The sequence below is a fragment of the Roseovarius lutimaris genome, from assembly GCF_900115165.1.
GTDB classification, from domain to species: domain Bacteria; phylum Pseudomonadota; class Alphaproteobacteria; order Rhodobacterales; family Rhodobacteraceae; genus Roseovarius; species Roseovarius lutimaris.
The window spans coordinates 72941-96449 of the sequence record NZ_FOVP01000019.1; the positions used below are offsets into that span (position 1 = coordinate 72941).

Annotated in this window: 27 protein-coding genes; 9 read left to right on the forward strand and 18 right to left on the reverse strand. The window is 60.9% G+C overall.

The features are described from left to right. Positions 1–9 precede the first annotated feature (9 nt). Entirely contained in the window at positions 10–171 is a 162-nt protein-coding gene (locus BMZ91_RS21530) for a hypothetical protein (protein ID WP_177193897.1), read from the reverse strand. Between the two features lie 225 nt (positions 172–396). Here BMZ91_RS21530 and BMZ91_RS16250 point away from each other — a divergent pair, with 225 nt between their 5' ends. Beyond that, positions 397–672, forward strand: a complete 276-nt coding sequence (locus BMZ91_RS16250) for a glycine zipper 2TM domain-containing protein (RefSeq protein ID WP_092841217.1) — start codon at positions 397–399, stop codon at positions 670–672. Positions 673–776: 104 nt separating this feature from the next. Here BMZ91_RS16250 and eno read toward each other — a convergent pair whose 3' ends face one another. The 5 genes from eno to BMZ91_RS16275 all read right to left on the reverse strand — a co-directional run bounded on the left by eno (position 777) and on the right by BMZ91_RS16275 (position 5016). Beyond that, on the reverse strand, positions 777–2054 hold the full coding sequence (gene eno / locus BMZ91_RS16255) for a phosphopyruvate hydratase (RefSeq protein WP_092841129.1): 1278 nt from the start codon (positions 2052–2054) through the stop codon (positions 777–779). Between the two features lie 92 nt (positions 2055–2146). After that, entirely contained in the window at positions 2147–3046 is a 900-nt protein-coding gene (locus BMZ91_RS16260; RefSeq protein ID WP_092841131.1) for a DMT family transporter, read from the reverse strand. A gap of 77 nt (positions 3047–3123) precedes the next feature. Next, a complete protein-coding gene (locus BMZ91_RS16265) occupies positions 3124–4020 on the reverse strand; it encodes a cation diffusion facilitator family transporter (RefSeq protein ID WP_092841133.1) in 897 nt (298 codons plus the stop codon). Between the two features lie 117 nt (positions 4021–4137). Continuing rightward, entirely contained in the window at positions 4138–4476 is a 339-nt protein-coding gene (locus BMZ91_RS16270) for a DMT family transporter (RefSeq protein ID WP_092841135.1), read from the reverse strand. Positions 4477–4548: 72 nt separating this feature from the next. After that, a complete protein-coding gene (locus tag BMZ91_RS16275; RefSeq protein ID WP_092841137.1) occupies positions 4549–5016 on the reverse strand; it encodes an Lrp/AsnC family transcriptional regulator in 468 nt (155 codons plus the stop codon). Between the two features lie 120 nt (positions 5017–5136). Between BMZ91_RS16275 and BMZ91_RS16280 the strand changes: the two genes are divergently transcribed. Continuing rightward, the gene (locus BMZ91_RS16280) at positions 5137–5343 is read left to right on the forward strand and encodes a DUF6356 family protein (protein ID WP_092841139.1); all 207 of its coding nucleotides are present in this window, start codon (positions 5137–5139) and stop codon (positions 5341–5343) included. A gap of 69 nt (positions 5344–5412) precedes the next feature. Here the strand turns inward: BMZ91_RS16280 and BMZ91_RS16285 are convergent, their stop codons facing one another. Together BMZ91_RS16285 and BMZ91_RS16290 are read right to left on the reverse strand one after the other, a co-directional pair. Further along, positions 5413–7617, reverse strand: a complete 2205-nt coding sequence (locus BMZ91_RS16285; protein ID WP_092841140.1) for an NADP-dependent isocitrate dehydrogenase — start codon at positions 7615–7617, stop codon at positions 5413–5415. A 158-nt stretch (positions 7618–7775) separates the two neighbouring features. Further along, positions 7776–8999 carry a multidrug effflux MFS transporter gene (locus tag BMZ91_RS16290; RefSeq protein ID WP_092841142.1) on the reverse strand — a complete coding sequence of 408 codons (1224 nt, stop codon included), beginning with the start codon at positions 8997–8999 and terminating at the stop codon, positions 7776–7778. Positions 9000–9127: 128 nt separating this feature from the next. Between BMZ91_RS16290 and BMZ91_RS16295 the strand changes: the two genes are divergently transcribed. Continuing rightward, complete coding sequence (locus BMZ91_RS16295) at positions 9128–9427, forward strand: hypothetical protein (RefSeq protein WP_143076368.1); 300 nt, start codon at positions 9128–9130, stop codon at positions 9425–9427. Between the two features lie 3 nt (positions 9428–9430). Here BMZ91_RS16295 and BMZ91_RS16300 read toward each other — a convergent pair whose 3' ends face one another. From BMZ91_RS16300 to BMZ91_RS16310, 3 genes are read right to left on the reverse strand one after another with little or no spacing between them, the layout of a single operon-like run. Beyond that, entirely contained in the window at positions 9431–9811 is a 381-nt protein-coding gene (locus tag BMZ91_RS16300; protein WP_092841146.1) for a potassium channel family protein, read from the reverse strand. Positions 9812–9817: 6 nt separating this feature from the next. After that, positions 9818–10456: a DsbA family oxidoreductase gene (locus tag BMZ91_RS16305; RefSeq protein ID WP_092841148.1), complete on the reverse strand. Its 639-nt coding sequence runs from the start codon at positions 10454–10456 to the stop codon at positions 9818–9820. Further along, on the reverse strand, positions 10443–11969 hold the full coding sequence (locus tag BMZ91_RS16310) for a class I adenylate-forming enzyme family protein (protein ID WP_092841150.1): 1527 nt from the start codon (positions 11967–11969) through the stop codon (positions 10443–10445). Before BMZ91_RS16310 ends, BMZ91_RS16305 begins: the two co-directional genes overlap by 14 nt. A 66-nt stretch (positions 11970–12035) precedes the next feature. Here BMZ91_RS16310 and BMZ91_RS16315 point away from each other — a divergent pair, with 66 nt between their 5' ends. After that, positions 12036–12659, forward strand: coding sequence for a helix-turn-helix domain-containing protein (locus BMZ91_RS16315; RefSeq protein WP_092841152.1), 624 nt, complete (start codon positions 12036–12038; stop codon positions 12657–12659). Between the two features lie 54 nt (positions 12660–12713). Here BMZ91_RS16315 and accC read toward each other — a convergent pair whose 3' ends face one another. From accC to BMZ91_RS16330, 3 genes are all read right to left on the reverse strand, one after another. Beyond that, positions 12714–14063 (reverse strand): acetyl-CoA carboxylase biotin carboxylase subunit, encoded by a 1350-nt coding sequence (gene accC, locus BMZ91_RS16320; RefSeq protein ID WP_092841154.1) that lies wholly within the window; start codon positions 14061–14063, stop codon positions 12714–12716. Positions 14064–14073: 10 nt separating this feature from the next. After that, complete coding sequence (gene accB, locus BMZ91_RS16325; RefSeq protein WP_092841155.1) at positions 14074–14562, reverse strand: acetyl-CoA carboxylase biotin carboxyl carrier protein; 489 nt, start codon at positions 14560–14562, stop codon at positions 14074–14076. Positions 14563–14732: 170 nt separating this feature from the next. Then, entirely contained in the window at positions 14733–15275 is a 543-nt protein-coding gene (locus BMZ91_RS16330) for a PAS and helix-turn-helix domain-containing protein (protein ID WP_177193898.1), read from the reverse strand. A gap of 114 nt (positions 15276–15389) precedes the next feature. Here BMZ91_RS16330 and BMZ91_RS16335 point away from each other — a divergent pair, with 114 nt between their 5' ends. The 5 genes from BMZ91_RS16335 (at position 15390) to queF (ending at position 19278) form a co-directional block, all read left to right on the forward strand. After that, entirely contained in the window at positions 15390–16889 is a 1500-nt protein-coding gene (locus BMZ91_RS16335; RefSeq protein ID WP_092841157.1) for a class I adenylate-forming enzyme family protein, read from the forward strand. A gap of 127 nt (positions 16890–17016) precedes the next feature. After that, positions 17017–17715, forward strand: a complete 699-nt coding sequence (gene queC / locus BMZ91_RS16340; RefSeq protein WP_092841159.1) for a 7-cyano-7-deazaguanine synthase QueC — start codon at positions 17017–17019, stop codon at positions 17713–17715. Next, entirely contained in the window at positions 17715–18071 is a 357-nt protein-coding gene (locus BMZ91_RS16345) for a 6-pyruvoyl trahydropterin synthase family protein (protein WP_092841161.1), read from the forward strand. Before queC ends, BMZ91_RS16345 begins: the two co-directional genes overlap by 1 nt. Continuing rightward, positions 18050–18796 (forward strand): 7-carboxy-7-deazaguanine synthase QueE, encoded by a 747-nt coding sequence (queE, locus tag BMZ91_RS16350; RefSeq protein ID WP_092841163.1) that lies wholly within the window; start codon positions 18050–18052, stop codon positions 18794–18796. Before BMZ91_RS16345 ends, queE begins: the two co-directional genes overlap by 22 nt. Before the next feature lie 14 nt (positions 18797–18810). Then, the gene (gene queF, locus BMZ91_RS16355; protein ID WP_092841165.1) at positions 18811–19278 is read left to right on the forward strand and encodes a preQ(1) synthase; all 468 of its coding nucleotides are present in this window, start codon (positions 18811–18813) and stop codon (positions 19276–19278) included. A gap of 124 nt (positions 19279–19402) precedes the next feature. On the opposite strand, the gene BMZ91_RS16360 is transcribed toward queF, so the two are convergent. The 4 genes from BMZ91_RS16360 to BMZ91_RS16375 all read right to left on the reverse strand — a co-directional run bounded on the left by BMZ91_RS16360 (position 19403) and on the right by BMZ91_RS16375 (position 23507). Beyond that, positions 19403–19789: a hypothetical protein gene (locus tag BMZ91_RS16360; RefSeq protein ID WP_092841167.1), complete on the reverse strand. Its 387-nt coding sequence runs from the start codon at positions 19787–19789 to the stop codon at positions 19403–19405. Positions 19790–19950: 161 nt separating this feature from the next. After that, the gene (acs, locus tag BMZ91_RS16365) at positions 19951–21900 is read right to left on the reverse strand and encodes an acetate--CoA ligase (protein ID WP_092841168.1); all 1950 of its coding nucleotides are present in this window, start codon (positions 21898–21900) and stop codon (positions 19951–19953) included. An 81-nt stretch (positions 21901–21981) separates the two neighbouring features. Continuing rightward, the gene (locus BMZ91_RS16370) at positions 21982–22737 is read right to left on the reverse strand and encodes an ABC transporter ATP-binding protein (RefSeq protein ID WP_092841170.1); all 756 of its coding nucleotides are present in this window, start codon (positions 22735–22737) and stop codon (positions 21982–21984) included. A 14-nt stretch (positions 22738–22751) separates the two neighbouring features. Beyond that, positions 22752–23507, reverse strand: a complete 756-nt coding sequence (locus tag BMZ91_RS16375) for an ABC transporter ATP-binding protein (RefSeq protein ID WP_092841172.1) — start codon at positions 23505–23507, stop codon at positions 22752–22754. Between the last annotated feature and the right edge of the window lie 2 nt (positions 23508–23509).

Genomic DNA, 23509 nt, shown 5'->3' on the forward strand with positions numbered 1-23509 from the left:
CGTTGCGGTTCAGACGCTTGGCACGCAATCGCCTGCAACAGGCTCAAGATCCTGAACCGGGTCACCGGGGGCGCATTCTTCGCCAGTGATCGGATAATGCCCGTCATCGGTACATGCTCCGAGCAAGCCGGTGGTCATCAGCGCAAGCAGAAAGGCAGTAAGTCTGTTCATCATTTTTCTCCTGTTTTCCGGCAGGGCAATGGGTGCCTGCCAGAATCACCCATAGGCGGTTTGGCATTTGCCCACACTGATCTGGAACAAAGTAGAGAGAAGAAAGTTGACTAAAAGTGACCTTTCGCAAATGCGGCCGCACGGACGCGGCTATGATTTGCGCAGGTCAGGCTTTGACCAGACAGGCCGCGTTGCGGTCTGCCACTATGGATGAAAGGAAAAATTATGCGGATTTGGATGCTAATGGCCGCGAGCGCCTCGGTTCTGACGTTGGGTGCCTGTGAGGGAATGTCGCCTGAATCGAGAACAGTTGCCGGTGCCGCCGGTGGGGCTGCGGCCGGGCTGCTCACAGCCGAGGCGTTTGGGGCCGACAACAACTGGCGCCTGATTGCCGCATTGGGCGGTGCTGCTGCGGGGACAATGGTCGCGCAGAATTCAGCGACGGGGAATTGTGCCTATGCCCGCGGCGATGGCACCTATTATAGTGCGCCCTGCCGATAGGCGAGAGAGGGGTGATTTAGGTTTGCATCCCAAGCCACGGACTTTGAACGTAAAAAAGGCGCCCCGGCTTTTGGGGCGCCTCCTGATCCTGGGTCTGGCAGAGGTTAACCGCGCAGAATTGAGCGGCCCGCATACTGCGCGGTTTCGCCAAGCATCTCCTCGATGCGGATCAACTGGTTGTATTTCGCCAACCGGTCCGAACGCGCGAGGCTCCCGGTTTTGATCTGACCACAGTTCGTGGCCACGGCAAGATCGGCGATGGTGGCATCTTCGGTTTCGCCTGAACGGTGCGACATCACATTGGTCATGCGCGCGCGATGGGCCATCTCAACCGCTTGAAGAGTTTCCGTCAAGCTTCCGATTTGATTGACTTTTACCAGCATCGAGTTGGCACAGCCGCGTTCGATCCCCATCGACAGGCGCGCGGGGTTGGTGACGAAAAGATCGTCGCCCACAAGCTGTACCTTATCGCCGATGCTATCGGTCAGGGCCTTCCAGCCGTCCCAGTCATCCTCGGCCATGCCATCCTCGATCGAGATGATCGGATAATCCGCCACAAGCGCGGCAAGATAGGCGACGTTTTCATCCGAGCTTAGCGATTTGCCTTCGCCGGACAGCTCGTATTCGCCGCCCTTGTAGTATTCGGTCGCCGCGCAATCGAGCGCCAGATAGATATCCTCACCTGGTTTGTAGCCCGCCTTTTCGATAGATTTCAAAATGAAATCAAGCGCATCACGGCTAGAGCTAAGGTTAGGGGCAAAACCGCCTTCATCGCCGATCCCGGTCGAGAGACCCGCGGTCGACAGTTCTTTCTTGAGGGTGTGGAAGACTTCGGCGCCCATGCGTACCGCATCGCGGATGTTGTCAGCCGCGACCGGCATGATCATGAATTCCTGAATATCAATCGGGTTATCGGCATGCTCGCCGCCATTGATGATATTCATCATCGGCACCGGCAAAAGCCGCGCCGAGGTGCCACCGACATAGCGATAAAGCGGCTGGCCCGAGAAATCGGCGGCGGCTTTGGCGCAGGCAAGGCTTACCCCGAGAATGGCATTGGCGCCAAGACGGCCCTTGTTGGGGGTGCCGTCAAGCTCGATCATCGCCATATCAAGCGCGACCTGTTCGGTGGCGTCAAACCCGGCCAGCTCTTCGGCGATTTCGCCATTGACGGCGGCGCAGGCCTCTAGCACGCCTTTGCCCATATAGCGGGTCTTGTCGCCATCGCGCCGCTCGACGGCCTCATGGGCGCCGGTCGAGGCCCCGGACGGCACGGCGGCGCGCCCCATTGTGCCATCTTCCAGCGTTACATCCACCTCGATCGTGGGGTTGCCCCGGCTGTCCAGAATTTCGCGGGCGTGAATGTCGATGATGCTGCTCATTGGGATTCCTTGCATGCAATAAAGTTGGCCGTGCCTTAGCAAGTTTCAAAGCGAATGGGAACTGCGACAGGTGGTGCAACAGGGGCGAGCCGTCATCTGCGCGGCAGGCTGATGGCGCTTGGCGCAACCGAGCGGCGGGCCAGTCGGCGTTCGCGCAGGAACGTATAAAGGCCAGAGGCAATGATGATCGCGGCACCTGTCAGCGTCCAGACATCGGGGCGCTCGTCAAAAAGTGTCGTCCCGATGATCAGCGCAAAAACAAGCCGCGAGTAGCGAAACGGCGTGATCACCGCCACATCGCCAAGCCGCATCGCCGCGACAATCGCGTAATAGGCGGCCACGCCGGTGATCATTGCAAAGCTGAAATCGCGCCAATCGACCGCGGTTGGCATCGCGGGCGTGCCCGAGACTGACAACAGGATAATGCCCGCCGGCACCAGCGTGGCAAAGGCATAGGTGGACAACTGCATCGACGAAATGCTGCGCGGCACCGCGCGCGTGGCAAGGTCGCGAATGGCAAGGCCAATGACACCCTGAACGGCAAAAAGCGACGCGGGTTCAAACCCTTGCAGGCCGGGCCGGATCACCATCAAGACCCCGCAAAAGCCGACGAGAATGGCGCTCCAACGGCGCCAGCCGACGGCCTCGCCAAGGAAAAGCGCGGCGCCAAGGGTGACCGCCAGCGGCGTCGCCTGCAAAATCGCCGAGGCCGAGGACAGCGGCGTCAGGGCAATCGCGGTGACAAAGCCGATGGTGCCAATCAGCTCGCCAAAATTGCGCAGCAGCACCGGGCGCGAGATCAGATCGCGCGACAGAAGGCGGTTGCCTTGCGACTTTGCGATCAGGGCAAAGATGATCGCCCCGCCGATGCCAAGGAAAATAAGGATCTGGCCCACCGGCAGGTTCACCGCCAGCCGCTTGATGAACATGTCCTCAAGCGCAAACCCGGCCATCGCCAGAACCATCAGAATGCTGCCGCGCAGGTTTTCCATGAAAAAGCCGTCTTTCCTGTAAGGGCTGCCCCCTGTTAGCCCGGCTAGCACGCCAAAGGAAAGGGCCAAAGCCGAGGCTATGACAGAACGACAATACCGCTATGCTTGGCCTTGTGTTCCGGCTCGACATGGATGGTCACTCGCGCATCGGGCAGGGCATCCATCAAGGCCGCCTCGATCCGGTCACAGAGCATATGCGCCTCGTCCACGGTGGTGGTGCCGGGCATCACAAGGTGGAAATCAATGAAGGTCACCTGACCGGCGTGGCGCGTGCGCAGGTCATGCGCCTCGACCGCGTCACCGCCGCTGGCGGCAAGCGCGATGATCTCGCGGATTTGGGCCAGTTCCTCCTCCGAGACGGCCTCATCCATCAAGCCGCTGAGCGAGTGTTTTATGACACCCCAGCCCGACCACAGGATGTTGAGTGCCACAAGCGCCGCCATGATCGGGTCAAGCACCCACCAGCCGGTGACAAGCGCAAGCCCGACGCCGATCAACACCCCGACAGAGGACACCACATCGGTGATCAGGTGCTTGCCATCGGCCACAAGCGCAGGCGAGCGATGCGCCCGTCCGGCGCGGATTAACACCCAGGCCCAGGCCCCGTTGATCAGGCTGGCACCCGCGTTGATCAGCATCCCGCCAAGCGGCGCCTCTGGCGCATAGGGGGCCAAAAAGCCGCCGTAAGCCTCGCGCAGGATGAACAGCGCCGCGATCACGATCAACACGCCCTCAAGCACCGCGGAAAAGAACTCGGCCTTGTGGTGGCCATAGGGGTGATTGGTGTCGGCCGGGCGCTCGGCCACGCGCAGGGCGATCACCACGGCCAGGGCGGCGGCAACATTGACAAGGCTTTCAAGCGCATCCGACATAAGCGCCAGCGACCCGGTCAGCCACCAGGCGACCGCCTTGAGGCCCATCACCAAAAGGCCGATGATCACGCTGCCAAAGGCCAGCTTCATCACTCGTGTCATCGCGGCAAATCCCTGCCTTGTTGGTTGTGGCGTGACCGTGATCGTTGCGCCCGAGGAACGCACGCTGGATAGCGGCTGGCGACGTGCAGTGCTACCTTTTTTGCCCGGTGCGGCGGTTTAATGCGCCCCGGCGCGCGAAAACAGCTGAATCACGACAATTCCGACAAGGATCATCCCCGTGCCCAGGATCGCGGGCAGGTCCAGTTTCTGACCAAAGACGACATAGCCAATGGCGGCAATGAACACGATGCCAAGCCCCGACCAGATCGCATAGACCACGCCAACGGGCATCACCCTGAGGGCCTGCGCCAGAAGATAAAAGCTGATGCCATAGGCGATCACGACAACCACCGATGGCCAAAGCCGAGTAAATTGCTGACTGGCCTGAAGCGCCGTGGTGCCGGCGGTTTCGGCCAGAATGGCGAGGGCGAGGATCAGGTAAACCTTGGGGATCATGGCGGCGGCCTTTTTTCGGGGGGCGGACTCAGCCCTAACCAGTTTTGCGCAAAAGCGCAATTTGCGAAATCTCTAGACGTGGGTCAGAGGGATTTCGGTGCTGTGCTTGATCTCTTGCATCACGAAACTGGCCGAGACATCGCCCATCGGCACCCGCGCGATCAGGGTCTGATAAAGGCGATCGTAATCGGCCATATCGGCCACCTGCGCACGGATCAGATAATCAAGATCGCCGGACATGCGGTAAACCCCCTGCACCTCGGGCAGGGCGCGGGTGGCGCGGGCGAATTGCTCAAGCCACTCGGCGTCGTGGCGCGCCGCCCGGATTTGCAGGAACACGGTCAGGCCAAGCCCCAGCTTTGCCGGATCAAGCAGCGCCACCCGCGCACGGATCACGCCCGAGGCCTCAAGCGCCTTGACGCGGCGCCAGCAGGCATTGCGCGACAAGCCCACGCGCTCGCCCAGGGCGTCAAGCGCAAGTGTGGCATCGCGCTGTAGTTCCGTGAGAATACGGCGGTCGATATCGTCAATATTGTTCATTACGGCCCTCAGTACTGGGAAGTTATCCCAATAGTACCGCAAGCCTGTGTATCTTTGGGAAAAAATTGCACCGGGTCGCCACTAGATTTGGCCCAAGCGATCAACCAAAGGGGCAGGCTCATGATTTCTAAAGTATTCCTTGATCATCCCAAGAGCGTGGATGAAACCTATCTTGAGCATGCCCGCTTTGCCGGTACGTTCAGCCTGAAACTGTTTGGCGCGGCCTTCGCGGCGCTGATCCATGCGTTTATTCCGGCGATGTTTGACAAAACCGCCAGCCGGATGATCGCCGAGATGTACGCAAAGACCCACAATCGCGGCCAATGAAAACGGGGGCCAAAAAGGCCCCCGCTCTTTGTCGCCTGTAGGGTGGGTGAAGCCCACGCTTCTGTCATGTCATCCGAGAATACCGTTCAGGGTCGCGCTTGGCCGCATGACCGCGACCAACTTGGCCGGATCGGCGTGATAATACCCACCGATGTCGGCCGGGTCGCCTTGCGCTGCGGCAAGCTCGCCGGTGATCTTGGCCTCATTCTCGGCCAGAGCCTGCGCAACCGGGGCGAATTCGGCGGCAAGAGCCGCATCATCGCTCTGTGCGGCAAGCGCCTCGGCCCAGTAGCGGGCGAACCAGTAATGGCTGTCGCGGTTGTCCGGCTCACCGACCTTGCGGCTTGGCGAGTGGCCATTGTCGAGCACGCCCTGGGTCGCGACCTCAACCGCTTCGCCCAGAACACGGGCGCGGTCGTTGGTCTTGGTTTCGGCCAGAAACTTGAGGCTTTCGCCAAGCGCGCAGAATTCACCGAGTGAATCCCACCGCAGGTGGTTTTGCGCCACAAGCTGTTGCACGTGCTTGGGGGCCGACCCGCCGGCGCCGGTTTCAAACAGCCCGCCGCCCTGCATCAGCTTGACGATCGAGAGCATCTTGGCCGAGGTCGCCAACTCCAGGATCGGGAACAGGTCGGTCAGGTAATCGCGCAGCACGTTGCCGGTGATGGCAATCGTGTTCTCGCCCTTGGTGATGGTCTCAAGGCTGGCGCGGGTGGCGTCGCGCGGGGTCATGATCTCGAACTTGTCGGCCACGCCTTTGGCTTCGAGGATCGGCTTGATCATGGCGATCAACTCGGCGTCATGGGCGCGGGCCGCATCCAGCCAGAAGATCGAGCGATAGCCGGTCGCCTTTTGGCGGGCGATGGCGAGGTTGACCCAATCCTCGATCGGGGCCTTGCGCGCCGAGGACGAGCGCCAGATGTCGCCCGCTTCGACGTTTTGCTCGTGCAAGACGGTGCCGTCTTCCAGCACCATTTTCACGGTGCCGTTCGCCGGGATTTCAAAAGTGGTCGGGTGGCTGCCGTATTCTTCGGCCTTTTGCGCCATCAGGCCGATGTTCTGAACCGTGCCGGCGGTCGCCGGGTTCAGCTTGCCATTGGCTTTGAAGAACTTGATCGCCTCATCATAGACCGGCGCATAGCTGCTGTCGGGGATGACACAGACCGCGTCGTGTTCCTTGTTGTCGGGGCCCCAGCCCTTGCCACCGGCCCGGATCAGCGCGGGCATCGAGGCATCGACGATCACGTCGGAGGGGACATGCAGGTTGGTGATGCCACGGTCGCTGTCGACCATATACATCGGCGGGCGCGCGGCCATTGTCTCGTCGATGGCGGCCATGATCCCGGCATTGCCTTTGACCCGCTCAAGCAGATCGCCAAGCCCGGAATTGGGCGAAACGCCAAGCGCGTCCATTTCAGCGCCGAATTTCTCGAACACCGGCGCAAGGAACTGTTTGACCGCATGGCCAAAGATGATCGGGTCAGAGACCTTCATCATCGTCGCCTTGAGGTGCAGCGAAAACAGCACGCCCTCGGCTTTGGTTTTCTCGATCTCCTCGGCAAGGAAGGCGTCAAGTGCTGCGGCACTCATGTAGGTGGCATCGACCACCGTGCCGGCCGGATAGCTTAGCCCGTCCTTGAGAGTGGTTTCGCCATCGGCGGTTTCCAGTACGATTTTGGCCTTGGTGTCTTTGCCGAGGGTCGCGGCGGCCTCGTTCGAGAAGAAATCGCCGCTCTCCATCGCCGCAACGCGGGTTTTGCTGTCGGCGCTCCACTCACCCATGCGATGCGGGTTTTTCTGGGCAAAGCTTTTGACGGCGGCGGCGGCGCGGCGATCCGAGTTGCCTTCGCGCAGCACCGGGTTCACAGCCGAACCCTTGATCGTGTCATAGCGCGCGCGGATGTCCTTTTCGGCCTCGGTTTCGGGCTCTGCGGGATAGTCGGGGATGGCATAGCCCTGATCCTGAAGCTCCTTGACCGCTGCCAGAAGCTGCGGCACCGAGGCCGAGATATTCGGCAGCTTGATCACATTGGCCTCGGGCGTCTTGACCAGATCGCCAAGCTCGGCAAGGTCGTCTGAAACGCGCTGATCGGCGCTCAGGTTTTCGGGGAAGGTTGCCAGGATGCGACCGGCAAGCGAGATGTCCCTGGTGCCGACAGTTATATCGGCAGCGGCGGCAAACCGCTGGATGATCGGCAACAGCGAGGCGCTTGCAAGCTCGGGGGCTTCGTCGACCTTGGTGTAGATGATATCGGGAATAGATTTATTGACCATCGGGCATACCTCTCGATTTGGTTAGGAGCTGTGTTGCGGATCTGGCGCAAAACTCATGGCAGAAACCCGCAGCACGGAATCGTTCGCTTGGGCGGGTCATAGCGTAAAACCGTTCCATATGAAAGACGGTATGCGACAGTATACAAAAATAATTTTCCTCAAACGGTCTGCGCCACCTGCTGTTTGAGCCGGATCATCAGGGCAGACCCTAAAAGCACCGCCACCAGAACGCCGATATGCGAGGGCAGGGGCGTGCCTTGGAACATCTGCCCGATAGGAATGGCGAGGGTCACACTTCCGATGGTGGCCACGGCGCCGACCACGCTTGCGGCGGTGCCCGCAATCGCGCCCATCGGCGCCATCGCAAGCGCATTGAGATTGCCAAGCGTCAGGCCCGCCTGAAAGAAAACGCTGGTCTGCCAGACCAGAAAGACGGCGAATTGCGCCTGCGGCGGCAGGCCGATCATCCACAAGGCAATCGCCAGACATGACAGGATGATCTGCGCGCCAAGGGCAAACCCGACCATCCGTTCCATCCCGAGGCGCATGATCAGGCGGGCGTTGAGAAAGCTGCCGCTTCCGGCCACAAGCGCCATCACGAAAAACCAGCCCGGAAAGCTATTGGCGCGATCAAAGGTCTGCTCGAAGATCGGCTGAACCATGCTGAGCGAGGTGAAAAGTGTGGTCATGCAAAGCGTCTGAATCAGAATGGCAAGCCGAGTCACCGGATTGGCCAGCACCTCGGTTATGGCGGCGATAAGCGGGCGCGCGCGAAACGGGCGGCGGCGCTCTGCCGGCAAGGGCTCGTTCAGGCGCAAGCCCATCCAGAGCGTCAGAATGCCGGCAAAGGCCACGAAAGCGCCAAACACCCCGCGCCAGCCCGCAAGCGTGATGATCCCGGCCCCAAGCAGCGGTGCCATCGCCGGGGTCAGGGCAAAAACCGTCATCACAAAAGACATCAGCCGCGCCATTTCGCGCCCCGAAAACATATCGCGGATGATCGCAATCGAGACAATGCGAAACGCAGCCGCCCCGAGGCCCTGCAAGACGCGCGCCGCCAGAAGCGTGCTCAGGCTTGGCGCGATCATCCCCAAAAGCGCGCCCGCGACATAGATCACCGCGCCGATCAGGATGATGCGTTTGCGCCCGAACGAATCCGACAGCGGCCCGGCCATCAGGGTGCCGACGCCAAGCCCCATCAGAAAGCTGGTGATGATAAGCTGTGCCCGGTTCGGGGCATCGGGCGTCAGCGCCTCGGCGATATGGGGCAGGCCAGGCAGCATGGCGTCGATGGAAAACGCCACCGTCGCCACCATCATCGCCATCATGGCAATGAATTCGGCCTGCGACATCGGGCGCGACGCGGAAAGAGGGGCGGTCATGGCGGATCCTTTGAGCGGAACTATGGGGGCGTCTAACACGTGTCGGGGCAGGCAACCAGATGGGCTTGCTATTAATTGACTAAAAAACTAAGAAATAAAACTCAAGTACCTGATAAAAGGAATCAGATATGACATTCCGCCATTTTTACACCCTCGGACTTGCAGCCTTGATTGTTGTCGGCGCGGTTGCCGTACAGGCCAATCCTGTCGAGCTTGGCACCGGGCGCATGACCTATGAGGTCTTCGAGCAGACGATAGAACACGCCGATCTGGAGAGCTGCCCGGAGGAATTTGACCGCGACGCACAATTCTGTCGCATGACGCTTGCCAATGGCATGGCGCATGTTTTCGTCTTTGACATGGCGGGCGATCAGGCGATGGCGGCCATCAAATCCTATGATCTGAGCCATGGCTTGCCTGCGTTTTAAGGTTTAGTTGGGGGGCAAGTCGCGATTGGCCGAGGGGGGCTCTTCCTCGGTCTGTGTGGCCTCGCCATGTGGATTATGATGATGCCCGAGCCGCGCAATAAGCCATTCGGTATGCTCTTCGCGCTTTTTCACCGCGTAAGACCCGAATTGCTGAATGATCACGGCGAAAATGCCAAGACCGATCATGATAAAGACCGTGGTGCCGATCTTGCCAAGGGCCGTGACGGGAACGAAATTGCCATAGCCTACGGTGGACAGGGTCACGACCGTAAAGAAATAGCTGTCAAGCCAGCTCCAGCCCTCGACCACATGAAAAAACGCCGTGCCGCCCGCGATGATAAGGGTCAGCGTCGCCAATAGGGTCAGGATATTGGCGCGACGCATCAGGGTTTACCTTTCGGCCTCGGCACCAAGTTCGTCGATCACCTTGATCCAGAGATCGGCGGGCTGACAGCCGGGCACGGCATGCTGGCCGGCGACGATAAAGGTAGGCACGCCGGTGATGCCCATGGCGCGAAACTGTTTGTCGCGGTTGGCGATATCCTCGCGGTCTGCGTCCGTTTGCAACAGCCGCAGGATCGTCGCGCCATCCATCGACAGGCTATCGGCGATATCGGCCAGAACCTCGTGATCGCCGATATCGCGGCCTTCCTCGAAGTAGGCCCGGAATAGCGCCATCGCCATGTCGTTCTGCACGTCCTCAATACCCGCCCAATGGATCAGGCGATGCGCGTCAAGCGTGTTGGGCGTGCGTTTGATTCCGGCAAAATCAATCTTGAGGCCGACAGCCTCGGCGCGCTCGACGATCGGGGCATAGGCGCGCATGGCGCCGTCTTTGCCGCCGAATTTATGTTCCAGGTATTCGCGCCGATCCATGCCTGCGGCGGGCATGTCGGGGTTAAGCTGGAACGGATGCCAAGTGATGTCGAACCCATGATCGGGGCGCTCTGCAAGCGCCTGATCAAGCAGGGTTTTCCCGATATAGCACCAGGGGCAGATCGGATCGGAGATGATATCAAGCTTGACCATTCATAGCCTCGTATATGGGCCGCAATGCGCGACGCAGGAGTTTGCCGTTGGCCCCGGTCGGCAGGGCGGTCACGTGAAAATATCCACGCGGGCATTTATAGGCGGCCAGCTCTGCGGTGGCGAACTGATCCAGTGTTTCGGGCGGCAAGGGTTCGGGGCCAGTATAGAAGGCCATGATCAGGTGCGCATCCTGTTTTACTTCGATATCGGTCACGGCGCATTGGGTGATGCCGGGGTGCCGGTTCAGCGCCGCCTCGACCTCAAGCGGCGAGACGCGAAAGCCGCCGGCATTCATCATGTCGTCGGCGCGCCCGAGATAGGTGATTTGTCCATCGCTGTCCATCGCGCCCTGATCGCCGGTCACGAACCAGTCGCCGCGAAATTTTTCCGCCGTCGCCTCGGGGGCATTGAGATAGCCAAGCATCAGGCCCGGATCGCTGCGGTGCACGGCGATGGTGCCCTCATGGCCAAGCGGCACCGGGCCATCCGGCCCGAGAATGGCGATATGGCGACCGGTTTGCGGGCGCCCAAGGCTGTTGTTCGTGGCCGGATGTGCGGGGCTTGAGGAAATGAAGGTCGAGCATTCGGACATGCCGTAAGCCTCGTAAATCGTCGTGCCGGTGGCGTCTTGCCAATGCTGGCGGATCGTCTGCGACAGCTTTTCACCCGCCGAAAGACCGTGGCGCAAATCCGGCAGATCAAAGCTCTGACCCGGCTTTAAGAGCTTGCGGTAAACCCCCGGTGCTGCTGCGAAAATCGTCGCTCTATGGTCTGCGAGCAAGCCCGGCAATTTCTCGGGCGTGATCTCTGGCGCGGGGATAAGGGCGGTGGCGCCGATGGTCCAGGGATCCATCAGCCCGGTGCCAAGCGTATAGGTCCAGTTGAACGCGCCCGCATGGCACAGACGATCGCTCTCGCGCAGGCCATACCAGCCCTCAACCATCATCTGGCGCGCCCAGATCGCACGATGGGGGTGGCACACCGCACGCGGCACGCCGGATGTGCCAGACGTGTAGATGATATAGGCAAGGCGGTTCGGCTCGCCCATGTCGTACTCCGCAGGCGGCAGATTTCGCATTGCCTCAAGCGCGGGCTGTTCGATGATCGCCACATCGGTCTCGGGGCAGGCCACGCCATGCGCACGCAGGATCGCGGCGGGGGTCAACGTTGTGATCATGCGGGCCACCTCGGGCGCGGTCAGCTGCGTCGAGGTCGGCACCGGCACAAGGCCCACGGCAATCGCACCGAGATAGGCAATCGGAAATTCCACCGTGTTATCAAGGCGCATCAACATCCGATCGCCGGGCTGCAATCCGGCGCGCAGCAAACCCGTACCGGTCCCGAGAACGGCGGCTTTCAGGCGCGCGTAGCTCCATGTCTCGGTGTCGTGTTGCCCCAAAACCGTAAGCGCGGTCTTGTCGGCACAAGCATCGGCACGCCCCAGAACATGGGCAGCCAGATTGAACGGATCGGGGCAGGCGGCCTGTGGGCCCTGATTGAAAAGCGATGTCATGCTCACGGCTTAGGCCGGGCGCGGCTTGGTTGCAAGAGCATCGGCGCCTGCGTATAGACCTGTCTCATGACCGACAAAGCCTTGCATTCGCTGATCAGCATCAACCGTGACGACGGCCAGAGCCCCGTGGCAGAGCCGCTGGACCTTGGCGGGCGCGTGCGCGAACTGCGCAAGGCGCGCGGCTGGACGCTTGAACAGGCGGCAAAACAGGCGGGGCTGGCGCGCTCGACCCTCTCCAAGATCGAGAACGGCCAGATGTCGCCGACCTATGAGGCCCTCAAAAAGCTGGCCCTCGGGCTTGAAATCTCGGTGCCACAGCTTTTCACCCCGCCGCAACGCGATCAGATCAACGGGCGCATGGCGGTGACGCGCGTGGGCGAAGGCACACAAAAGGCCACGGTGACCTATGAGCACGAATTGCTCGCCGAAGCGCTCAGCCGCAAGCGCATGCTGCCCTACCGCGCCCAGATCAGGGCCCGCAGCATTGAGGAATTTGACGGCTGGGTGCGCCATGACGGCGAAGAGTTTCTCTATGTGCTGACCGGGGTGATCCGGCTTTACACCGAGTTTTACGAACCCATCGAGATGCGCCGCGGTGACAGCGCCTATTATGACGCGACCATGGGCCATAACGTGGTGTCGATCAGCGCCGAGGATGCCACGATCCTTTGGGTGACGTCGCTGACCTGATGAAAAAAGGGCAGGAATTGCCCTGCCCTTGATCATCCGTCTAGACCCGTCGACCTAGTCCTGAAGGTTGGTTTCCAGCCAGTGTTCAAGCCAGTGAATGTTGTAATTCCCGGTCTGGATATCTTCTTCCTGCAAAAGCGCATTGAACAGCGGAATGGTGGTATCCACGCCATCGACGATCAACTCGCCAAGGGCACGCGCCAGACGGGTAAGCGCGCTTTGACGATCCTTGCCATGCACGATCAACTTGGCGATCAGGCTGTCGTAATAGGGCGGTATCTTATAGCCGTCATAGAGGGCCGAATCCATCCGCACCCCAAGCCCGCCGGGGGCATGGAACTGGGTGATCGTGCCGGGGCGGGGCGCAAAATCAGGCAGCTTTTCAGCGTTGATTCTCACCTCGATGGCGTGACCGTTGATTTGCAGATCGTCCTGGGTGAACGACATCGGCATGCCTTCGGCAACTCGGATCTGTTCCTGGACAAGATCGACCCCAAAGATCGCCTCAGTGACCGGGTGCTCCACCTGAAGCCGGGTGTTCATTTCGATGAAAAAGAAATCGCCCTTTTCATAGAGAAATTCGATCGTGCCGGCACCGCGATAGTTGATGCGGGCCACCGCATCGGCACAGGTCTCGCCAATGCGCGCGCGTTCCTCTTCGGTGATGCAGGGGCCGGGGGCCTCTTCCAGCACCTTCTGATGGCGGCGTTGCAGCGAGCAGTCCCGTTCACCAAGGTGCACGGCCTGGCCCTTGCCATCGCCAAACACCTGAATTTCGATATGGCGCGGCGTGGTCAGGTATTTCTCGATATAGACCTCGTCATTGCCAAAGGCGGCCTTGCCCTCAGAGCGCGCGGTCAGAAAGGCACTTTCCATTTCAGAGGCATCGCGCGCCACCTTCATGCCGCGCCCGCCACCGCCGGCCGTGGCCTTGATGATCACCGGATAGCCGATCTCTTTGCCAAGCGTCTGCGCCTCTTTCAGGGTCGCAACCCCGCCGTCTGAGCCGGGGACGCAAGGCACGCCAAGCGCCTTCATTGTATCCTTGGCGGTGATCTTGTCGCCCATGATGCGGATATGCTCGGCCGAGGGGCCGATGAAGGTCAGGTCGTGATCCTCGACAATCTGCACGAAATTCGCGTTCTCGGACAAAAAGCCATAGCCGGGATGGATCGCCTGCGCGCCGGTCACTTCGCAAGCGGCGATGATCGCGGGGATCGACAGATAACTTTCGCTGCTTGAGGGCGGGCCGATGCAGACCGATTCGTCGGCCATGCGCACATGCATCGCGTCGGCATCGGCGGTGGAATGCACCGCCACCGTTTGGATGCCCATTTCACGGGCGGCGCGGATGACGCGAAGGGCGATCTCGCCCCGGTTGGCCACAAGGATCTTGTCGAACATTGCCTGTGCCTTATTCGATGATCATCAGAGGTGCGCCATATTCGACCGCGGCACCATCTTCGATCAGGATACGTTTCACGGTGCCGGCGCGCGGCGCGGGAATGTGGTTCATGGTCTTCATCGCCTCGATGATCAGCAATGTATCGCCCTCCGCCACCTGGGTGCCGACGCTGACAAAGGCCGGAACGCCGGGCTCTGCCTGGGTATAGACAGTTCCGACCATCGGCGAGGTCACGGCGCCGGGGTGGCTGGCGGGGTCCTCGGTCGGGGGGACGGGCGCGGCGGCGGTCGCGGCGGCAGCGGCTGCGGGGGGGGCGGCGACCGGGGCCGCTGTGATTTGGGTTGTGACGGTCTCACCGCGGCGGCTGACGCGCACGTTCAGGGTGTCGTCTTCGCCATACTCACGCTTGACCGATAGCTCGGTCAGGTCGTTCTCATTCAGCAGTTCCGCCAAGGCCTTGACAAAGGCCACGTCCGATTCATGTGATTTGTTTGACATCAGGTTCCTCGACCAAAAGCGATGGTGCCCAACACGGGCCCAGGGCATTCGTTTTCGCCGCTTATAGGCCATGCGTGAGCCCGAGAAAAGCGGCCATTTGACCTTATATTTGGGCGTTTGGCGATCAAATTACGAGGAGTTTCTTGCAAAACAGCGCAAACGCGCCTCCTTCAGAGCGGCATGCCCGAAAGTTTTGCAACAAGTTCGGCAAGTTTGCGGGCCTGAAACTTTTCCAGCAGGCGGGCGCGGTAAACCTCGATCGTGCGATAGGACAGGCCAAGCTCAAGCCCGATTTCCTTGGAGGTGAGCCCGCGACAGGTCAGGATCGCCACCTCGCGCTCGCGCTGCGTGAGGGGCACAAGCGGACGTTCTTCCGAGAGATCCGAAAACGACCAGATGCCGCGCTGAAACGGGGTATCATGGGTCACCGACTGACCGCGCACCCGGCACCAGAACAGCGTGCCATCGGCGCGTTTCATGACCCGTTCATCGGCATAACGCCCGGTTTTTCGCATGATCGCAAGGCTGCGCTCGCCAATCCGGCGATAATCCTCGATCGAGGGGTAAAACCGCGCCAGCGGAACGCCGGGATAGGCCTCGGGGGTGTCGCCAAAGATCGCGGCAAACTGCTGATTGCACTGCCGGATGATGCGATGTTCAAGCACCGCAAGCCCCACGGGGGCATGATCGAAGGCAAGCTGTTTGATTTGCATGCGCCCTTTATGCCCGTTGCGCGGGGGCGCTCCAAGGGAATTGCGTAGATATACGGAATTGAAGCCCGGCGCAGGGAATGCTTTGGTGCCCGAGAAACAACGGGGGCGGTGCGGATGAATATCGGTGTCTGGCTGGAACGCGCGGCGGCACGCGGGCCGGGGCGGCCTGCGATCTATCTCGGGGCAGAGCAGGCGTTTGATTATGCAGGCTTTGACGCCACCGCACGCGCGGTGGCGGGTGGGCTTGTGGCGCAGGGGATAGAGCCCGGCGACAGGGTGGCGATTTTCATGGCGAACAGCCCGGCCTATCTTCTGGCGCTTTATGGCGCCTGGTATGCCGGGGCCGCAGTGGTGCCGATCAATGCCAAACTGCACGCCGCCGAGGCGGGGTGGATCATAAGGGACGCGCGCGCGCGGATCGTTCTGGTGACCGACAGATTGGCGCAGGGCCTTGGCGATACCGGCGCGGCGGTGATTGATATCGCCGCTGGCGATGCCGTGATGGGCGCGCCGGTCACGGGCGTTGCGGCGCGCGCGCCGGATGATCTGGCCTGGCTGTTTTATACCTCCGGCACCACCGGGCGCCCCAAGGGGGTGAGGATCACCCACCGCATGCTGGTGGCGATGTCGCTGGCCTATCTGGCCGATGTGGATGCGGTCAGCCCAGAGGATGCAACGCTTTATGCGGCCCCGATGAGCCATGGCGCAGGGCTTTATGCGATGGTGCATGTGCTGCGCGGTGCGCGCCATGTCTGCCCGCTGTCGGGCGGGTTTGACGAGGCCGAAATCCTCGACCTCGCGCGCCATCATGGCCGGGTGCATATGTTCGCGGCCCCCACGATGGTGAAACGCCTGACCGCGCATGCACGTGCAACAGGCGCGACCGGCGAGGGGCTGCGCAGTGTGATTTACGCAGGCGGGCCGATGTATCTTGCCGATATCATCGAGGCGGTCGATCACTTCGGCGATATCTTCATTCAGATTTACGGCCAGGGCGAATGCCCGATGGCGATCACCGCCTTGCCACGCTCTGATGTCAGCGACCGAAGCCACCCCCGCTGGCGCGCGCGCCTTGGCTCGGTCGGGCGGGCGCAATCGGTGGTCGAACTGCGCATCGGTGACGGCGAGGGCCAGGAGGTCGCGCGCGGGCAGGCGGGCGAGATCATGGTGCGCGGCGACGCTGTCATGCCCGGCTATTGGCACAACCCCGAGGCCAGCGCCAAGGCCTTTGCCGGGGGCTGGCTTTTGACCGGGGATATCGGGGTGATGGACACGGATGGCTATGTCACGCTTCAGGATCGCTCCAAGGATATGATCATCTCGGGCGGCAGCAATATCTATCCGCGCGAGGTGGAAGAGGCGCTTTTGACCCATCCCGCCCTGTCCGAGGTCTCGGTGGTGGGGCGTGCTGATCCGGACTGGGGCGAGGTGGTTGTGGCCTTTGTCGTGATCGCGCCGGGGGCGGTGCTGGACGTGGCGGCGCTTGACGCGCATTGCCTTGCCCGGATCGCCCGGTTCAAACGGCCCAAACAGTATGTCGAGTTAAGCGACCTGCCCAAGAACAATTATGGCAAGGTTCTGAAAACCGAGCTGCGCGCGCGGCTGGACGGGTAAGATTCTTTGCGAAAAATCTTGGGCATTTTCTTTGAAGAAGAAAATGGGGCGCCTTGCGTTTGAGGGGTAAAGGCCTTAAATGCGCCCGACGCGGTCGCAGCCTACCCGCTTAAAACAAGGACTGAAAATGGATACGATTGTCATCTGCTCGGGCGGGCTCGATTCGGTGTCGCTTGCGCATAAAGTTGCCGCTGAACACACTCTCAAAGGGCTTTTGTCCTTTGACTACGGTCAGCGCCACGCCAAGGAACTGGGGTTTGCCGCCGCCTGTGCGACGCGCTTGGGCGTGCCGCATGAGGTTATAGATATCCGCGCCATCGGTGCCGCCCTTGGTGGGTCGGCCCTCACCGATGATATTGCCGTGCCAGACGGGCATTACGCCGAAGAGTCGATGAAAGTGACCATCGTGCCCAACCGCAACGCGATCATGCTAACGATCGCGTTCGGCATGGCGGCGGCGCAAAAGGTGGATGCGGTGGCCACGGCGGTGCATGGCGGCGATCATTTCATCTATCCCGACTGCCGCCCCGGTTTCATCGACGCCTTTCAGACAATGCAGGATCGTGCCCTTGAGGGCTATGCCGATATCCGCCTCTATACCCCCTATGTGAGCGGGTCGAAGGCCGATATCGTCACTGATGGCGCGGCCCATGGCACGCCGTTTGCGCAGACATGGTCGTGCTACAAGGGCGGGACAAATCATTGCGGGCGCTGTGGCACCTGCGTTGAGCGGCGCGAGGCGTTCCATTCGGCCGACGTCATCGACCCGACGCTTTATGATGACCCGGACTTCTGGTTGACGGCCTTGGCCGCGCGGGGGGCCTGATGTATCGGATCAGCAAGGAATTTCACTTTTCGGCCTCGCATCAACTCAAGGGCCTGCCCGAGGATCACCAATGCGCGCGCCTGCACGGGCACAACTATATCGTCGTCATCGAACTGGCCTCGCCTGCGCTTAACACGCATGGATTCGTGCGCGATTACCTCGATCTGGCGCCACTGAAGCATTATATCGACGACACCCTGGATCATCGCCACCTGAACGATATCCTCGGTGACGATTGTGTCACGGCCGAGCGGATGGCGAAGCATTTCTATGACTGGGCCCATGCCCGCTGGCCCGAAGTCTCTGCCGCCAAGGTCAGCGAGACGCCCAAGACATGGGCGGAATACCGTCCGTGACCACCGGGGATAAAATCCGCGTTTCCGAGATCTTCGGCCCCACCATCCAGGGCGAGGGCGCCTTGATCGGTGTGCCCACGGTGTTCGTGCGCACGGGGGGCTGTGATTACCGCTGTAGCTGGTGCGACAGCCTGCATGCGGTTGACGCCGAGTACCGCGACACCTGGAAGCCGATGGCGCCTGCGGCAGTGATGGCCGAGATCGAGGCGCTGTCGGGTGGCGCGCCGCTTATGGTCTCGCTCTCGGGCGGCAACCCGGCGATTCAGCCGCTTGGCGCGCTGATCGAACTGGGGCAGGGCAAGGGGTATCGTTTCGCCCTTGAAACCCAGGGCTCGCTCGCGCGCCCCTGGTTCGGTGACCTTGATATGCTGGTGCTCAGCCCCAAACCCCCCTCAAGCGGGATGCCGGTGGATTGGCAGATTTTCAATCACTGCGTTGCGGCGGCGGCCGAGGCAAAGACGGTGCTCAAGATCGTGGTGTTTGACGAGCAAGATTACCAATGGGCGCGCGAGGTTGCAGGGCATTATCCCGATCTGGCGGTCTATCTGCAACCGGGCAATCACACGCCGCCACCGCCGGACGATGATGCGGCCGTGGTTGATCAGGAGGGCGTGGACGCGCGGATGCGTTGGCTGGTGGACCGTGTGATCGAGGATCGCTGGTTCACGGCAAAGGTGCTGCCGCAACTGCATGTGATGCTTTGGGGCAATAAACGCGGCGTTTGACAGGAGCGATTAGGATGAGCGACGAAACAATATATAGCAATCTCAAACAGTTGGGCGGCGCCACTTTTGTACCGCAAAACCCGCAGGAGGCCGTGCTTGAACGGGTGCAGAACCCGCAAGGCGATGTGGCTTATAACGTCCGCTTCACCGCGCCCGAGTTCACCTCGCTTTGCCCGATGACCGGGCAGCCGGATTTTGCCCACCTGGTGATTGATTACGTGCCTGGCGACTGGCTGGTAGAGAGCAAATCGCTGAAGCTCTTCCTCGGCAGTTTTCGGAACCACGGCGCCTTTCATGAGGATTGCACGGTCAGCATCGCCCGCCGTCTGGTAGACTTCCTCGATCCTCAATGGCTGCGGATTGGCGGCTATTGGTATCCGCGCGGTGGCATCCCGATTGATGTGTTCTATCAGACCGGCCCGATGCCCGAGGGTGTCTGGATTCCCGACCAGGGCGTGCCGCCCTATCGTGGACGCGGCTGATATTTGCCCGTCGCGTTTCTTCTGGCCTGAAATATCCCCGCCGGAGGCTCCCGGCATTCGCCAAACACGCGAAGGTTCGAGCGATCGGTGCCATAACACCTTCGGAATGACGCTGATCAAGAGGCTATGACGGCCTGCGCAGCATGGGGTGGCCCTCTGCGACCGGTCTGGTCGGATCAGTGACCACGGCAGGGTTTTCACTGGCGTTGACGGGCGGTTCGGCCGGCGGGATTTTGACTTGCACAACCGCTTCGAACAGGTGCTGCGGTTCGGCACTGGCGGCCCGGTGGCGCGCCCGATCTTCGGGTGTTGAGCTTCGCAAGGGGCCGTTATCAAGCGCGGTTGCACGGGTTGTCGTGTCTGGCGGCTGGACGGAAAATTGCGTGCCCGGTGTGATGACGTTCGAGGCCGCTGCCGGTTCAATGGCGCGCGTCGTGGTCTGTGTCGGGTCCGTCCTGCTTTGCGGCGTTGGGGCCAATGGCAGGACTGGCGATGAAATTGCGGTGAACATGGGTTTCCTCGTCCAAATTCGCCTCCGCGTTCGATAGTAAGGCTTTCTTCACGGATCGCGAACCGATTTCGACCTCTCTGGTTAATGAAACCATAAGAATACCCCTGCCCGGGAGGGTCCGAACAGGGGCAAAGCGCGCGTTACCTCTGATGTCTTGGGGCTTAACCCCGGTTCATCCGGTTCTCGATCAGCTCGTCCACAACCGACGGATCGGCCAGGGTCGAGGTGTCGCCCAGGGCACCAAAATCATCCTCGGCGATCTTGCGCAGAATGCGGCGCATGATCTTGCCCGAGCGGGTTTTCGGCAGGCCCGGCGCCCATTGGATCAGGTCCGGCTTGGCAATCGGGCCAATCTCGGTGCGGACCCATTTTTCAAGCTCTTTGCGAAGCTCGTCCGTCGGCTCAACGTCGTTCATCAGGGTGACATAGGCATAGATGCCCTGACCCTTGATGTCATGCGGATAGCCAACCACGGCGGCCTCGGCCACCTGGGCGTGGGCGACCAGGGCCGACTCGACTTCGGCGGTGCCCATCCGGTGACCCGAGACGTTGATCACATCGTCGACGCGCCCGGTGATCCAGTAATAGCCGTCTGCGTCGCGCCGACAGCCGTCGCCGGTGAAATAATAGCCTTTGTAATCCGAGAAATAGGTTTTCTCGAAGCGCTCGTGATCGCCGTAGACCGTGCGCATCTGCCCCGGCCAGCTATCCTTGATGCAAAGCACGCCTTCGGCCTCGGTCTCGTGAATTTCCGTGCCCGATGTCGGATCAAGAATGACCGGCTGAACCCCAAAGAACGGGGTGGTGCAAGAGCCGGGCTTGGTCGCGGTGGCGCCGGGGAGGGGGGTCATCAGGTGGCCGCCGGTTTCGGTCTGCCACCAGGTGTCGACAATCGGGCATTTGCCCTTGCCGACCACCTCGTTGTACCAGGTCCAGGCCTCGGGGTTGATCGGCTCGCCGACGGTGCCAAGCACCTTGAGGTCACTGAGGTCGCATTTTTCGACAAAGGAATTGCCCTGTCCCATCAGTGCGCGCAAGGCGGTGGGCGCGGTGTAGAACTGGTTGACCTTGTGCTTTTCGCAGACCTGCCAGAAGCGGCTGGCGTCGGGATAGGTCGGCACGCCTTCGAACATGATCGTTGTCGCGCCATTGGCCAGCGGGCCATAGACGATATAGCTGTGGCCGGTGACCCAGCCGACATCGGCGGTACACCAGAACACATCGCCGGGGTGGTAATCAAACACCAGCTCTTGCGTCATCGCGGCATAGACGAGATAGCCGCCAGAGCTGTGCACAACGCCCTTGGGCTGCCCCGTCGAGCCGGAGGTATAGAGAATGAACAGCGGATCTTCGGCGTTCATTTCCTCGGGCGGGCACTCGGCGCTGACCTTGGCGGCCTCTTCATGCCACCAGAAATCAAGGCCCTCGCGCCATGCGATCTGACCGCCGGTGCGTTTGACCACAAGGCATTTCACATCGTCCACATCATGCAACAGCGCCTGGTTGACGTTGTCCTTGAGCTTGGTCGCCCGACCACCGCGCGGTGCGTGATCTGCGGTGATCACAACCTTGGCGTCACAGCCATTGACCCGCGCCCCAAGCGCATCTGGGCTGAAACCGGCGAAAACGATGGAATGAATGGCGCCGATGCGCGCGCAGGCCAGCATCGCATAGGCGGCTTCGGGGATCATCGGCAGGTAAAGCACAACCCGGTCGCCGCGTTTGACACCAAGACCCTTGAGGACATTGGCCATCCGGCAGGTGTTGTCGTGCAGCTGTTGATAGGTGATGTGAAGCGCGTCTTCATCAGGGCTGTCGGGCTCCCAGATGATCGCGGTTTGATCGCTGCGGGTCGCCAGATGTCGGTCGATGCAGTTGGCCGCGACGTTCAGCGTGCCGTCAGAGTACCAGTTGATCGCGACACTGCCGAGGTCAAAGCTGACGTCCTTGACCTTCGTGAAGGGCTTGATCCAGTCGATGCGCTTGCCATGCTCGCCCCAGAACGCCGCCGGGTCGTTGATGGAGGCGTCATACATTTCCTGGTATTTCGCGGCGTCGATATGGGCGTTGGCCGCAAACTCGGCAGAGGGGGGATATTTGGTGTCGGACATGTCGGACCTTTCTAATCGGGGGCAATCAGAACACGATGCCCGCCCCCAATCAAAAAGGCGATATGGGGCGGGCGATCCCTGTCAGATCGCGAGATACTCAGCGCGCAGTTCTTCGTTTTCAAGAACCTCGGCGGCAGTGCCGTCAAAGACGATGCTGCCAGTATCCAGAATGACAGCCCTGTCAGCAAGTTCAAGAGCGCGCACCGCGTTTTGTTCAACGATCACCGTGGTGATGCCCTGTTCCTTGATGATGCGCAGGGTTTTTTCGATCTCGTCAACGATCACCGGGGCAAGCCCCTCATAGGGTTCATCGAGTAGAAGAACCTTGAGGTCACGCGCAAGCGCGCGCGCCACGGCCAGCATCTGTTGCTCGCCGCCCGAAAGGGTCACGCCCTCTTGTTTGCGCCGCTCGGCAAGACGTGGAAACAGATCATAAAGCCGCTCAAGCGACCAGCCGATCGGCGGGGCGATCTGCGCCAGTTGCAGGTTTTCCTCGACCGTGAGGCCGGGAATGATACAGCGATCTTCGGGCACAAGGCCGATCCCGAGCGAAGCCGCCTGATGGCTTGCCATGGTGTGCAGGGGCTGGTGATCCAGCCAGATTTCGCCCTTTGTGACCTGCGGGCTGTCCATCCGCGCGATCGAGCGCAGGGTGGTGGTTTTACCCGCCCCGTTGCGGCCCAAAAGCGCGAGAATTTCGCCCTCATGCACGTTGAAGCTGATGTTTTGCACGATATAGCTCTCGCCGTAATAGCTTTCCATGTTCCACACGGAGAGAAAGGCGGGGGCGGTTTCGGCGTGGCTGTGACCTTTGGAAAAGTCGGGTTTGACGTTCATGGTCCCTGTCTCCTTCAGGCGTGTTCGCCAAGATATGCTTCGCGCACCTTGGGATGGCCCTTGATGTTTTCGGGCGTGTCTTCAACCAGCGGCGTGCCCTGGGCCAGAACGGTGATCCGTTCGGCCAGGCTGAATACCACATGCATGTCATGCTCGATGATCGCGATGGTGATGTCGCGCTCGTCCTTGATCTGTTTCAGAAGGTCGATGGTGTTGTTGGTATCGGCCCGCGCCATGCCGGCGGTCGGCTCGTCGAGCAACAACAACCGGGGGCTTTGAGCAAGGCACATGCCGATTTCCAGCCGCCGCTTGTTGCCGCGCGACATCGAGGCCGAGTGATCATGGCGCGCATCGGCCATGTTCAGGCTTTCAAGCATGTGTTCGGCCTGTTCGACGATCTCTTTTTCGTTTTCCGAATTTTCAAACGCATGCATGCGGAACACGCCGTCACGTTTGGCAAAAATCGGGATCATCATGTTTTCAAGCACCGTTAGATCGCCAAAGATTTCCGGGGTCTGGAACACGCGGGAAATACCCATCTGATTGATCTCGAAGGGCTTGCGCCCCAGGACCGACTGGCCATTGAACATGACGCTGCCGGTGTCGGGAATAAGCTTGCCGATGAGAACATTGAGCAGGGTGGATTTGCCCGCGCCGTTCGGTCCGATGATCGCATGCACAGAGTTTTCCGCGACGCTCAGGTTCACATCCCCAAGCGCCTGGAGCCCGCCGAAGCGCTTGTTGACGTTTTTGACTTCAAGAATACCCATAG